This window comes from Syntrophus sp. (in: bacteria) (assembly GCF_040768185.1).
Classification (GTDB): domain Bacteria; phylum Desulfobacterota; class Syntrophia; order Syntrophales; family Syntrophaceae; genus Syntrophus; species Syntrophus buswellii.
In genome coordinates, this window is the sequence record NZ_JAXGNC010000003.1 from 1 (window position 1) to 13,630 (window position 13,630).

Below are 13,630 nucleotides of genomic sequence, written 5' to 3' on the forward strand. Positions count from 1 at the left end.
CATTATCCAGGGCCTTGATCAGTGACTCGGGCTGCATGTGGAGTATCCTGGCCGCGATCACGATACTCTCGATGTCTGCCAGGACGCGCGGATGCCGGAAGAAGCGCTCGTCGGCGAGCGCCGTGATGATGGCCTTTTCATGATCGTCGGCGACCTGCGGCACATAGGCCTCCGTGGAAAGGAAGCGGAGGAAGAGCGCGTCGATCGTCGAAAAGTGGACCCGGGCGGCCCGCATGAGAAGCCGTAATTTGTCGGCGGCGCACTCCGGCCCCTTCTCGATGGCTTCAAGGATCCTCTTTTCCATTTCCGCCGCTGCGGCGCGGGTGAAGGTGGCGGCGACGACAAATTCCGTGCCCCGCTCGATATGGCGTCGGACCTCCTGGGTGAGACGGAAGGTTTTTCCCGAACCGGCCGAGGCGGTAACGAAGAGGCTCTTTACCATGGGCGCCCTCCCGTCCGATAGAGATCGGGCCTGAGGCAGAGCGCCTTGCAGGGACAGTAGGGACAGCCGTCGGCTCGGAAGTTGGGGATAAAGCATTCCTGGGCAAGGAGGGCGTCAAGGCGCCGGGCGATCCGCTCCATTGTCTCATCGCAATGAGCAAGATCCTCCAGGGCCAGGCGGCTCTCGTAATCGCCGCGTACCCGCGGCCGCAGAAAGAGATGGGCCGCGTCCAGTCGGTCGGGTGCGGCTCGCCCGCTGTGAAGGGCGAGATAGGCATAAATGAGGAGTTGAAACCGATCATCGAAGGAATCAGGATCTTCGACCTGGTCGGCCAGGAGCCCCTTTCGGGAGGTCTTCTCCTTGTACTTCAGATCGGCGATGAGTTCCCTGTCTCCCTGATGCTGGAGGCGGTCGAGTCGTCCCTTGAGCCGGTAGCGGCCGCTGCCGAACGGCGCACGCAGTTCAAGCTCGGCGGCGGTAACGTCATCGGAGAAGAGAAGCAGCCGCCCCGTTTCCTTCTCCCAGGCGGCGATATCGCCCAGATGGCTCGAAACAATGGCCTTGCGGACTGCCTGGTCCGGGAGCTTCACCTGGAGTTCCTCTTCGCGTTCCCAGCATTCGTCGAATCGTTCGCGCCACAGATCGACAGCCGGGCGATGCTCCTTCAGTTCTGCAAAGAAACGGTGAAGAAAATCCCCGATGAGAAGGTTGGCGCTGTCTTCGGCCTCAAAGCACGGCGGCGGGGTCAAGCCCTGCATATCTTCGAGGATGAAGCGGCACGAACAGGTGAAGAATTTCTTCAGGGAGCTGAAAGACCAGGTGTACCGCCGCAGTTGCTCCCTCAGTTCGTCGGTGTTCTCGATGGCGAGGCTGCCCGTAGGCACGGAGAAGGGAACCGGAACCATCCGCCGCTTCACCGTCCTGCTGTCAAATTCGATGGCGAGAAACGAGAAATAAGGTGACGGCGCCTGACCGCCCGCCTGGTTATAGAGGGCCGCGATGTGGGCCGAGCGGCCAAAGGAGAGGAACTGCCGCAGGGCAAGATCGTCCGCCTCGTATTGGGTCCGGTAGATGCGCGGCAGATGGATCAGGTTGAGATAGGGACCGCTGAAGGGTTCCCTCGGGAAGACGCCGCTGTTCATCGGCAGGATGACAGCGCGTCCATAGGGAACGCCGGTTGCGTCGCCTAAGCCCACCACCTGGATCGGGGCGGTGCGCCTTCCGTGGAGCCGCAGTTTCTTTGTGGCGACGAAGTGCTCTGCCAGGGCCGACCATTCGCCACCGATCAACGGGCGGAGACGTTCCAGTTCATCGCACAGCGTAATCGCCCCTTCGAAGGCCGATCGGTCGGCCTCGTCAAGCTCGCTCCATCTGGCCGTAAGTTCGGCGACGAGGTCACGTCGCGCGGTTGCCAGCCCTTGTCCGGTGTGGATCGCAGAACGGAGCCGGTGTGCCGCCGCGAAGTGGGTGAAGGGAATCCACGGCGCGAAGTTGACCTGCCCGCCAAGAGGCCGGAAGAGAAATTCCCACAGATAGAACGAGAGCGTCTCGTCCAGAAGCACAATAAAGAGCGGTTCTCCGTCGCCTTGCCGTTCCCGGAGAACGTCGTCGATTTCGCCGGCAAGGAGCGCCGGCAGAGCGGACCGTTCGGCCAGTTCGGTGAACTCGGGCGGCTCGCCGTGATGGCGTGTTTCGTCAACTCCGATACGCCGGACGAGCGAGAGGGACGTCTCGAACTCTGGCGTCTCCACGGGCATTTGCGGACCGAAGAGCGGTGCATCCACGAAGAGCCGATCCTGCGGGATGCGATTAAAAAAGCGTTCGTTCACGGGAGTCATGAGAGGGAGACCAAAGAATAGTTCATTTTTCTCCGGAGTCAGATCGGCAAACCTCGCCGCTTCGAAAGGCGGATAGAAGAGCCCCGAGGAAGCCAGGCGGGCGCGGAAATCCTCCATCGTCGCGAAGAACCGGTCAATCCGGTCGAGTTGCTCGGGACCGATCCGATCCAGGACACGCAATTCGTCCATGGTAACGGAAAAATCGGCGATCATGGTGAGAAACGAGAGCAGGCGCTGGGTGTCGGCCGGGGGAAGAGATCGGCCCGCTTCCCGGCAACGCAGGCCATGGAAATGGATAAAGGCTTCATCCTCCGGCACGGCCGTGCGGCCCGAAGCGTCTGCGATGCGCCGGGTCCGGTAGTCGCTGAATGAGAGGATGGTGGGAAGAAGGCCGCCGATCCGGGTATGGACAAGGTGATGCAAAAAGTCGCGGCCACGATCCGTCATCGAAACAATCGTGAAGGCACTCATGTCCGGGTAAGAGGCCCGCAGCCGGTCAATGAGGGCATCGACAGCCGGATGGAGATCTTCCTGTCGAGAGTTGGGATCAGGCATGGCAACAAATTCCTTCCGGGGTTGTGTCAAAGACAACTAAATCGTAAGGCTTCCATGGCCGGGACGGTATTTCAATCCATATTCGGTACGTTAAAGTACCTTCTTAACAGGTGTGATGCTTCTTCAGGCAGAAGCCGCACCCATCATAACCGGCATTCAATCCCATCTGAAGCTTTTCAAAATAGACTTTGTGCTTCAAGCTCATGCGCTCCACCCACTGGCAACGGCAATCGTGCAACTCATAGGTATTCCAGTTCCCGATATAGTAGTTCTTTGCTTCTGCTATGTTGCGGTAAACAGGCATTTCAGGATCGCCGAAAAGATGAGGAACGAAACAATACCAGATTCTGGATTCGCGAGTCCATCCCGTTGTTCCGGCTAGAAGTTCAAAGCGTGAGTCATTCATTTCCCCGATATGCCGGACGGTCTGCAGCCGCGTGAAAAACAGTTCACGGTAAAGGGCGCCCGTTCCTATCCAGCTGAATCGACTGTTTCCAACATAGGCCACGGCGGCGCCACCGGGATGCTTCAGGGAAGCCTCCGCCACACAGTCGTTCACATCAAACATACCGGTCATGCAGGAATCGGCATACAGGATGAAGGTGTTGGGACCGTTGATAAGACCGTTCACCAGAGCGGTGCACAGATAGGCGCACCAGTCTGAATTGCCATGCCCCGTCATGCTGACAAAATGAGGTCCACGATTGAGGGCATCCGTCAGGTTCTCAGAGGTCAGGTGTCGGAGCCAGGTTTCTGCAACTTCAGCCGGATTCATGTCCGCCTCATCGGTGTAAAGCCGTTCGATCTGGGAAATCTCCGGAAAGGTCGTCTGCATCTTTTCCCGCAGCGCTTCCTGTTCGGTGATAGAGCTGTCGAGATCCGGAAAATCCAAGGCATAGTACATGGGATTGAGCACATCCGGATTGCCGTCCCAGACTGCAATCCACGCGGTGGGCTTGGGAAATTCCCAGGAAAAGAAGAAAAAATCCCATACCGTCACACTGGGTGAAAGGTCATTGCCGCTTTTGGCATAGTACCAGCCGGGATGATTGTGCTTTGCTCCGCTGTTGTAATTCAAAAGCCGATAATATTGATCACTGAAATAACAGGTCAATTGACTGCCGGCGTCAGGCGGCAGGGTATCGCAATGGAGGAGGGCGTGCTCACCTGACGAAGTGTATTTGTTGTTTGCCGGCGGGTCACTGCCGGCAGGATCACGCTCTATACGGATGTATTTGCCCCAGGTCGCTGCCGCAAAAAGCATGCGGCGGAAGCGGTCGTAATCAGAATCCGGCCGAGGCGTGGAACCCCATTTTTCATATTCAAGGATCTTATCGATAAAGGTTTGTGCCTCTGCAATCGATTCAACCGGTGCACGCCCGACGCTGACATCAGCCTGATAATTCACCATGTCGAAATTATTCGTCGCATTGTGCTGACCGTATAGGCCGTTGTCGAGCTGATCCCAGTCATGTTTGCCCGCTACGGAATAACCGGATCCGTAAAGGCTGGCATAATAGAGATCGGTGGGAATCAGATTCATGTTGGTGTACCAGACCATCTTCGCGTTGATCTGGGCCGAGGGGCCATTGATCCGAACCCATTCCGTATTGGCCGCTGTGCGCGTCGTGAATGTGCTGTCCGTCGTGTGATACCAGCCGGCAGTTGTCGTGTTCGAGGTTCCCGCACTGTCGAAAGGAATGATTCGCCCGGTATCGTAATTGGTGAGGATATGCGTAGACTGCCCGAAATCGCCGGTGTCGATATGCATCCCCATGTACGTGCCTTTCCACTCTATGACATTCTTTTTGTCCAGTGAACCAAAGCCGATCTGGCCCCAGGCCGCACCCGCAACCTGTCGGGCGGGGATCATGCTGACATCTCCGCCCAGAAGCAGGTATTCAACGCCCCGGGAACGACAAAACCATTGGAGAAAATTACGGATGACTTCCTGCAGATCCCTGGCTCCCGTTTTGAAATCCCCGTACTTACCGTCCACAATGTTCTTCACGGTGGCCACGTAGGTTCTCAAACCACGGGACTTCTTCCAGTTGGCCAACCGCACGAATTCCCCCACCATGTCTCCGATAAGGCTTGTCGGCTGCATTGTGGCGGGATCCCACTTGTTGTTGTCGGTGAGAATAAGATAATCGCATTCGGATGGCGGTTTTATGCTATTGGCCTTGAAGGTCTTTTTCTTTAGCCCTGTTTCTTTTTCCAGAGACCTTTGAAGCGTGGCGATGTTCCTTTTCAATTCCTTCTGCACCAGGGCATTATTAATGACAAGATCATTAGCAATCACATGCCTGCGGACAATTGTTTTCGGCGAAAGTCTGAGCAGCGTTTCTTTTTCCTGCCGGGCGATTTCCTTTGACGGCTCCGATACGATCTTCAATGTGACCTCTTCGACCAGTTCCAGCAAGCCTTCCCGCGTGAACCGGACGGGCCAGATTTCTACAAGGGCACAAGGAATCAGTCCCATCATTTCCTGGCCGGCAAGCCGACATACTTTTTTCCCCATGGTGAAAGCCGCTTGATATTTTTCTCTGTCGGGCCGAACCAGGGTGCGCTTTATGCGGGAATAGGGAAGCTCAGGATTGGTGCCTAAAGATGGCTCCTGAATGCAGGAAAGAGGTTCCGGGGTATGGTTGAGAAGAACAGTCGATCCCGTTTTCTGTGAAAGCTTTCTGGCTGAATGCCCCTTGGGCAAAGCCACACGGATTATTTTCCTCGGCAGTGCCGGCTCTCCCGGTTCGCCTCTTGTTTCAAAATCCTTCATGGACAGAGAAATGCCGAAGAGAGTTGGTTTTAACAGAACGTCGGATTTTCTGAATAGCAGGGTTTTTTCGGTAGTTCTTGTGACGGATGCGGGGGTTGCCTTTCCGGCGGTTTCTTTTACCATGAGAGGATCCTTTCTAGAAGCGCCATAAGTCATTGGAGGAAAGCTGGATTAAAAGAACCAGCTCATAGAGCCGCTTTGCAAATTGAAAATGGGAAAAGGTGAATCTTCTTGAAAGATTGTGAAGTCTAAAATCAGGATATGGATCTGTCAATTAAAAAAAGAACAATGATCGTTTGTTTCTTTAATTTTCATTCTCGGCTTGGTAGAACATGCCATACTTGCAGCTCTTCGGCGTATGGGATATTAAAGAGAGCAACGCCATCAGAAAAATATATGACAGGGGAGGCTGCATCATGAGTTCGAACTCATTGTTTCAGATTGAAATTGCGGAAGAAAAGGGACTTGTCGAAATTATCCCGTCGGAAGAATTCGCATCCATGACGCGATATGAACAGATTCTCGCCGTTGAGGAAGAATTGTCGTCATATGAGGCGGAACTGCAAAACATCACGAATCCGGTTGGAGGTGAGATCACCGGCGACGAAAAATCATGTCGACATGAGAAAGAGGATCAAGGCAGGATTGAATTTAGAATCCGGATCCTGCAAAACTTTTTGCAGCGTCTTATCGACATGACCCAGGACGGCAATACCGAATGAAGGAAATAAGAAGAAGGTCCGGCGTCATGGACCGGACAGAAACGGTGCCGTCCCGGCTGAGCAGCGAATCTTCCTTCCGAACGGATTTGCAGCAAATCAGCTTTAATCCGGAGGGGAAATCAACTGCCCGCTTCAGGCGCGCCAGGAATCGCCGCCGTTGGAGCGGCAGGGCGGTGTCTGCGCCTTTTTTTTCTTCGCCGCTTTACCGGGGCTTCCTCGGGAGAGGGCTCTGCTTCCATTTTGGCAGGCACCCCTGAAAGGTAAGCCTCCCACCATTTTAATGCCGCTTGATTTTCCCGTTTCCATTCCGCCGTGAGGCGCAGGTACGCCAGTGCATCGGCAAACCCCGCTCTGCCGGCCATGATGGCGGGGCGGCGCGGCGGCCTTCTGTGCAGCGCTGTCTGCACGGCAAGGATGGTCCGCATCTGTGCGCCGATCCGCGCGGGAAGGCTCACAATATTGCGGAGCTCCTGCAGGAAAGCCGTGCAGACGGCATCCAGCGACTGCTGGCGGGGGATGCCGTCTCTCTGGTGTTCCAGCGCCCCCTCCTCCAGGCTGGGGCCGAACAGCGCCGCAAAGAAAAGCGCCGGGGAAGGCGCTGTTCCACTTTGGAACAGCCGGTCCAGGCCTTCGAGATTTGCCGCCAGGGCAGCCCTGTGATCACTGCTTCCACTGAGCCACTGGCCAAGCAGGGGGAAAAGCGCGGCGAGAAGGCCGCTTGTTTCGAGCAGATCGAAAACCGGGCGCGAGGAACCCATCAGGAAGAGCTTCAGCATTTCTTCGTAGAGCCTTGCCGGCGATGCGCGGGAAATTGTGAAGGACAGCCGGCGGATGACCTCCCATGTGGACTCCTCGATGGTGAAGCCGTGGGTTGCGGCAAAACGAACGGCCCGGAGCATGCGTACCGGGTCTTCGGTAAACCGCTCGTAAGGGTCGCCAATGGGCCGGATCAGCCCCTCGCGCAGGTCGCTGAGCCCCGTCGAGTAGTCAATCACAGAAAAATCTTCGATACTGTAGGCAAGGGCATTGATCGTGAAATCACGGCGGAGGGCGTCCTCTTCCGGGGTGCCAAAGACGTTGTCGCGGAGAACCATTCCGTCGCTGTCCTTGAGGTGCCGGGGAGGCCGATTCTCCAGGCCTGGCTCTTCCGTCTCCTCTTCGCCGGAGGGGGCGGAGGCCCGGAACGTTGAAACCTCAAGGATTCCGTCCGAAAAGTGGAGATGAGCCAGCCGGAAACGGCGGCCGACAAGGCGACAGTTGCGGAAGAGCCGCTTGATCTGATTGGGTGTGGCGTTTGTGGCGATATCGAAGTCTTTCGGAGTGCGGTCCAAGAGCAGGTCGCGGACGCAGCCTCCGATCAGATAAGCGATGAAGCCTTTGTCCCGGAGCCGATAGAGCGTACGCAGAACATTCTGGTTTATGTGCTTCCGGGATATCCGGTGTTCCTTCCTGGGAAGAATTTGTGGTTGCATGGCCCGCACCATACCACGCTCTGCAGAAAAAGCAAAACCCCATGATCGGCAACGCCGTTGAACTTCCCGGCAGGCGTCACGAACCAGCCCGGCGATGGCCCGGATTCCCGGACATCGGCCTGCTCAACGGCAGGAGACGGACATGCGTTCGCGGCAGGGGGAAAAGCGCCCGCTTCTGGAGACTGTTCACCGCCTGCCTTGCCCGGATGCAGGCCCGTCAATCCTGGCGGTAATATTTTACCGAGTCGTTTCCCGCATTACAGAAGTCATTCCAGTTCGTCAGCGTCTGATCGATGTTCGTCATCTGGAAATGGATGCAGTAATGACCGCGAAAAATTGTGGGGCTGACTCCCTTGTAGTCCCCGATAATGATTTTATTGATCTTCTCATTCCGGTAGTAGACAACGATCTTGTTCACCCCCAGCATATCGAGCTCATCAAGCTTCCAGATGCCGCTCTTGAAGATGCCGTTTGCATCGAGGGCAAGGTTCTTCTGAAATCCATCCTGCTCTGTAAAGACGCAGACGCATCGATCATCAGGAGACAGGACTTCCTTAATAAAATTCACCATAGTCAAAGACTCTTTAAAAAATGAGGACCACCCGCTTTATTCCGCAGAGGGAATGCCGCGGTTCAACTTCGCATCGCCTTTCTGGAGCAATCACCAGGGGCTGAGTTGATTGATGAAGAAAAACGACACGATAACACGTTCCGCCCAAACCATGTCTCCTTCATACTCCGGAACAAAATGGTCTGTCAACACGAAATCACGCCCTTTCCGTGGACAGTCTGCCTGCCGGCACGGCCGATCCGGCCGCCGCAATCGGGGCCCCCTTCATGCGCCTAATCTCCTGGCCTGTTGAAGGCAAAGCAGGCCGCATGCAAAAGCATCCGTTGACGATTTGTCAATTTCTGCTAAGCTTCAATAGAATTCCCCTTCGCCAGCCCCGGGAATCCAGGCAGGAGGACACGAGACAGCCGATCATCGTCAACACAGCCCAACGTCTATAGACCTTTAAACGGGAGAGGATCATGGGAAAGACGGGCATTGTAAGAGACATCAGGTATCTGGATCATCATCCCGGATTTGGACATCCGGAAAGCCCCCGCAGGCTGGAAGCCATTTATGACATGCTCGAAGATTCCGACATGGCGGGAAATTTCGTGGACATACCGGCCAGGCAGGCCAGCGCGGAAGAGCTTCACCGGATCCATGTGCCGCGTTACGTGAAGAGGGTCGCAGCGACCGCAGGAATGGCCTATGATTACCTGGACCCGGACACGACCACCTCGTCCGGATCCTACGAAGCGGCGTTGCTCGCTGCGGGGGGGATGTGCGAGGCCATCTCGATGGTGGCCTCCGGCAAACTGCAAAACGCCTTCGCCCTGGTGCGGCCTCCGGGGCATCACGCCGAATCGGACGAGGGCCGGGGCTTCTGCCTGTTCAACAATGTGGCCATCGGCGCCAGGTACGCCCAGGCAGCCCTTCATCTCAAGAAGATCCTCATCATCGACTGGGATCTTCATCATGGAAACGGCACCCAGCACTCCTTCGAGCAGGATCCCTCCATCCTCTACTTCTCAACCCACCAGTACCCCTATTACCCGGGGACCGGTTCCTATCGAGAAGTGGGCAGGCAGGAGGGGGAAGGCTTCACCGTAAATGTCCCGCTGTCCACGGGATACGGAGACGGAGAATATGCCGTCATTTATGAGAGGATCCTTCACGGCATCGCACCGGACTTCAAGCCCGACCTCATCCTGGTGTCGGCCGGCTTCGACATCCACCGGGGAGACCCCCTGGGGGGGATGAAGGTGTCCCCGGAAGGTTTTGCCGGGCTGATGCGCATCATTCTGGATATCGCCGAATCCTGCTGCCGCGGCAAGGTTGTGCTCACCCTCGAAGGGGGGTATGACCTCAAGGGGTTGAGAGACTCCGTCAGGGCGGTCCTGAAAGAGCTGGCCGGGCTGTCCTTCACAAACCACGCGGCCATGGCGGCGCTGGCAAACCCGGTGTCCGTTGACAGGGCGTTGGGCCATGTCTTCCGGGTTCACAGCCCGTACTGGAAGAACTTGAGGCCTTGACAGATTTTTACCTTCTTCATGAACGCCGGAATGTTCTCAGCGGGCAGACCTGCGCCCTGTCCACGGAAAGTGGCTCGGGAAGAAGCGCGGATCGGAAACCTGTCGGGAGAGGAATTGAAAGAGCTGTCTTCGCGGGGGCAATGAGAGCGGGATTCGGCGCTTCATTGACCTTCTGGTGAGAATGTTCGGGACAGGGGGCAAAAAAGGAAAAGGCCATGGAAAGCGAGTGGCGCGACAAGGATTTTTTGAAGAACCGGTGGAATCTGCGGGAGGAAGAGCTTGTCGAGCTCGTCTTTCGACGGATAGTGGCCCCCTACTGGAAAAGACCCGACGGGGTTTATATGCCGCTTTCCCATGAAATATCCTCTCAGGAAGAGGGGTGCGCCTATCATCGCTGGATGAACGCGTGGCATGCCTGCCACGATGTTCGAACCATCACGGAAACCGACATCATGAGGGAACTGGACACCCTCTACATATGGTTTCGATGGAGTGACATTCATGAGGCGGAACAGGCGGGAACGGTCCCCCTGGAGCCCGCCGGAAAACAAAAAAGCGAAGGGCGCAGCACTGCGGGCAAAGTCGGCGGACCGACACCGGGCGGACCTGAACAGGACGCGCGTACAGAGGGCGAATAGATCCGGTCCGGCCTTGCCGCAGCATTCGCGGAAGTGGAACCGTCAAGGCTGTCCATTCAATAACGTCCCCTGTTGTGCGATCCTGATCAAAAGGCGCCATCCTGGAATCCGCAGCGGGGCAACTGGGAACGTTTTGTGATCCGGGGTTCGTTTCGGCCTGGAAGAGAGGAGTGGCGAAATGGAGGAGGAGTCAAAATCCAAGGGCTGGTGGCAGACCCTGCCCGGCGTCCTGACGGCGGTTGCCGCCATCATCACCGCGGTTGCAGGGCTGATTATCGCTTTGCACCAGGCGGGCATTCTGGGTGGCGGAGGAAAACCCACGTCGACGGAACAGGGATCCCCCTCACAGGGAAAAGTGGAGCAGCCTCGGCCGGAAGCGAAGCCAACGGCGACGGAAGAAAAACCCCGGCCTGCAGCGGAACCGGCCGCTGAAGCAGGAGCGGCTCCGGATTTGTTTGTCAGCGAGTTCTCCTTGAATCCGTCCCCTCCCGTCCAGGGAAGGCCGGTGTCCGTCCGCATCGGTGTTTACAACAGGGGAAAAGCCGCGTCCGGACCCTTTACCGTCCAGTGGTGGCCCGGCGAAAATTTCCCGGCAGCGGCCTGCACCTGGCGGATAGACGGCTTGGCGGCCCGGGGCGGAAGGGTCCTCACCGGCACCTACGAGGGATATCGAAGCTGGTATGCGAAACTGGTGACAAAATCGGTCGTCGACTCTTCCGGCGAGGTGCCGGAAAGCAACGAGGCCAACAACGTTTACAGGCAGACCATTCGTGTGGCCAGGCCCTGAGCGGAAGGGGCCCGCCATCACGCCCCCTGTCGCCCTTCCGGGATGCCGGCCACCGGGAAGCGCCTTTTCACCGCACCGCCCGCAGCCACCGGTCTTCCGGGTCATCGATGGCGGCCGGCAAGACCCGGCCGCCCTTTTCATCCCGATCCGCCATCCCGGGCCCCGCAAACCGCCGGGATTCGATGCCGGGCCCGGGATTGGGGAAAAAGCAGGCAGGCGGACCGGCCTTACGGAATTCTCCCCTTTCAGGGCAAGACGGCCTGTTTGAACGTCTCGAAGCCGACGCCCTCGATGAAATCGCCCAGGCGCTGCTTCTTGGCATTTTCCTTATAGTAGTTCACCACCTTGTCGATAAGGGCCAGGGCCTCGTCATCCGACAGGTTCTCCGCCAGGAGCTGACCGATTCTCGGTCTCGCGCTGGCGCATCCGCCGACCAGCAGCCTCCAGCCCTTGGGGGTTCCGATCAGCCCCACGTCTTTGATGGCCGATTCAGCGCACGAATTGATGCACCCCGACACCCCCATCTTGAATTTCCAGGGGAGCTCCATGCCGTGATAAATCTGGTCCAGCTTCAGGCCCACTCCCACGGAATCCTGCTGCCCCCTCTTGCAGAAGGTGGTCCCCGGACAGATCTTGACGCTTCTGATGCAGAGGCCGATGGCCGCCCCGGGGGGCATTCCCAGATCCGCCCAGGCATGGTCGATGTCATCGGGATCGATTCCTACGATGGCTATGCGCTGGGCCGACGTTATCTTCAGCGCCTTCGCCTTGTACTTCTCGGCGACGTCGGCGATCTTCCGCAGACCCGCCGGATCGATGATTCCTCCGGGGATGTGCGGAGCAATGGCAAACGTTTCCTTGTCCCTCTGAACAATGGCCCCCTTTTCCAGAATGTCTTTGGACATAATCGATTCGAACCTCCTGAAGTTTTAGTTTACTGTTCTGAAAATCCATATTACATTGTTTTCAGCCGTAAGTAAATCGCGGCAGCACCCACCGGAATCGGCGGAATTGATCACCGGATGCTGAAGCAGATTGAATCGTTTCCTTTTCTGGAAAAAGATTCTCCCCGGCCGTTATCTCAATGCCAATGGCATTCCGTCACGGCGGTCATCCCGGAGCGCCCCGCGGGATTCCCTCTTCAACCCGGACTGTGGTAAAAAGAACACAGCGCGCTTTCAACGCGGAGGGCGGAACACGGAACGGCAAAAAAATATAATAATATTATCAACTGCTTAGAAATGCGGTCCTCGCGAAGTGTGACTTTTTTCTCTGGAACATGTCTTGCTTTATCCGGTCAGCTATCTATTAACGAAGGATCCTATTTATGAATTTTCAAAAAACTCTCAAAAATGAACTGACCTGCCAGAGTGTAGGGTTGCATACCGGTAGAAAAATCACCATGACCATCAGGCCCGCGGCCTCAGATGAGGGCATTCTGCTGGTCCGCAGGGACAAGGACCGCGGCCATCGCATCAAGGTCTCCCTGGAAAACGTTACGGACACCACCTTGGCAACAACCATCGGCACGAACGGCACGGCGGTTTCCACGGTTGAACACATCCTTTCGGCATTCAGCGGCATGGGCGTGGATAACGCGATTATCGAAGTTGACGGGCCGGAAATTCCGATCATGGATGGCAGTGCCCTTCCATTTGTCGAAATGGTGAAGAAGGCCGGCACCTGCATGCAGGAGAAATTAAGGGAATACCTGGTCGTAACAAAACCCGTTCATGTATCGGAAGGGGAGAGTTACGCGATGTTTGTGCCCTCGGCCTCTTTCGAAATCACGTACAGAATCAAGTTTGACCACCCCTCCATCGGGGTTCAGTCCTATCATCTCATCGTGTCGGACGAATCGTACGAACAGGAAATCTGCAATTCCCGGACTTTCGGGTTTTTAAAGGATGTGGAATACCTTCAGGCCAGAGGCCTGGCCCTCGGCGGTTCTCTCAAGAACGCCGTCATCCTGGACGAAACCAGGATCATCAACAAGGAGGGCCTGAGAGCCCCGGATGAATTCGTCAAGCACAAGATCCTGGATGCGATCGGGGATCTCTCGCTGACAGGAATGCCCGTTATGGGGCATTTTGTAGCCTACAAATCCGGCCACAAATTGAATTCCATGCTGTTGAAGGCATTGTTCGAACAAAAAGAAAGCTGGACGACGGCGACGGCGGTGAATATCCAGGAGCCTTACGAAGCGCTGAACGCCCTGGATGCCCCTTCCTACAAAATGCTGAACGCCGTCCACGCGTAAGGCATCGACCGGACCCCTGCGGCGGAAACGCCGCAGAGAACTTCCTCCCGGA

12 protein-coding genes are annotated in these 13,630 nt (G+C 56.7%); 6 read left to right on the plus strand and 6 right to left on the minus strand.

All coding sequences use genetic code 11. The features are described from left to right. The 3 genes from AB3175_RS04355 to AB3175_RS04365 form a co-directional block, all read right to left on the minus strand. Positions 1-442 (minus strand): UvrD-helicase domain-containing protein (locus tag AB3175_RS04355; protein WP_367359730.1); only part of this gene is annotated, 442 nt, incomplete at its 3' end. Beyond that, positions 436-2,835, minus strand: coding sequence for a PD-(D/E)XK nuclease family protein (locus AB3175_RS04360; RefSeq protein ID WP_367359731.1), 2,400 nt, complete (start codon positions 2,833-2,835; stop codon positions 436-438). The genes AB3175_RS04360 and AB3175_RS04355, both read right to left, overlap by 7 nt. A 103-nt stretch (positions 2,836-2,938) precedes the next feature. Then, positions 2,939-5,737: a C25 family cysteine peptidase gene (locus tag AB3175_RS04365; protein ID WP_367359732.1), complete on the minus strand. Its 2,799-nt coding sequence runs from the start codon at positions 5,735-5,737 to the stop codon at positions 2,939-2,941. A 293-nt stretch (positions 5,738-6,030) separates the two neighbouring features. Between AB3175_RS04365 and AB3175_RS04370 the strand changes: the two genes are divergently transcribed. Then, entirely contained in the window at positions 6,031-6,336 is a 306-nt protein-coding gene (locus AB3175_RS04370; RefSeq protein WP_367359733.1) for a hypothetical protein, read from the plus strand. Between the two features lie 119 nt (positions 6,337-6,455). Here the strand turns inward: AB3175_RS04370 and pcnB are convergent, their stop codons facing one another. Next, complete coding sequence (gene pcnB, locus AB3175_RS04375; RefSeq protein WP_367359734.1) at positions 6,456-7,808, minus strand: polynucleotide adenylyltransferase PcnB; 1,353 nt, start codon at positions 7,806-7,808, stop codon at positions 6,456-6,458. Between pcnB and AB3175_RS04380 the strand changes: the two genes are divergently transcribed. Next, positions 7,799-8,041 (plus strand): hypothetical protein, encoded by a 243-nt coding sequence (locus tag AB3175_RS04380; RefSeq protein WP_367359735.1) that lies wholly within the window; start codon positions 7,799-7,801, stop codon positions 8,039-8,041. The genes pcnB and AB3175_RS04380 overlap by 10 nt on opposite strands. Here the strand turns inward: AB3175_RS04380 and AB3175_RS04385 are convergent. Beyond that, a complete protein-coding gene (locus tag AB3175_RS04385) occupies positions 8,026-8,379 on the minus strand; it encodes a hypothetical protein (RefSeq protein WP_367359736.1) in 354 nt (117 codons plus the stop codon). The genes AB3175_RS04380 and AB3175_RS04385 overlap by 16 nt on opposite strands. Positions 8,380-8,840: 461 nt before the next feature. Between AB3175_RS04385 and AB3175_RS04390 the strand changes: the two genes are divergently transcribed. The 3 genes from AB3175_RS04390 to AB3175_RS04400 all read left to right on the plus strand — a co-directional run bounded on the left by AB3175_RS04390 (position 8,841) and on the right by AB3175_RS04400 (position 11,318). After that, complete coding sequence (locus tag AB3175_RS04390) at positions 8,841-9,893, plus strand: histone deacetylase (protein WP_367359737.1); 1,053 nt, start codon at positions 8,841-8,843, stop codon at positions 9,891-9,893. Between the two features lie 215 nt (positions 9,894-10,108). Then, the gene (locus AB3175_RS04395; protein WP_367359738.1) at positions 10,109-10,531 is read left to right on the plus strand and encodes a hypothetical protein; all 423 of its coding nucleotides are present in this window, start codon (positions 10,109-10,111) and stop codon (positions 10,529-10,531) included. 178 nt (positions 10,532-10,709) lie between these two features. Then, positions 10,710-11,318 carry a CARDB domain-containing protein gene (locus AB3175_RS04400; RefSeq protein ID WP_367359739.1) on the plus strand — a complete coding sequence of 203 codons (609 nt, stop codon included), beginning with the start codon at positions 10,710-10,712 and terminating at the stop codon, positions 11,316-11,318. Positions 11,319-11,563: 245 nt separating this feature from the next. Here the strand turns inward: AB3175_RS04400 and AB3175_RS04405 are convergent, their stop codons facing one another. After that, complete coding sequence (locus tag AB3175_RS04405; protein WP_367359740.1) at positions 11,564-12,223, minus strand: NAD(P)/FAD-dependent oxidoreductase; 660 nt, start codon at positions 12,221-12,223, stop codon at positions 11,564-11,566. A gap of 422 nt (positions 12,224-12,645) precedes the next feature. Between AB3175_RS04405 and lpxC the strand changes: the two genes are divergently transcribed. Then, positions 12,646-13,578: a UDP-3-O-acyl-N-acetylglucosamine deacetylase gene (gene lpxC / locus AB3175_RS04410; protein WP_367359741.1), complete on the plus strand. Its 933-nt coding sequence runs from the start codon at positions 12,646-12,648 to the stop codon at positions 13,576-13,578. Positions 13,579-13,630: the final 52 nt, after the last annotated feature.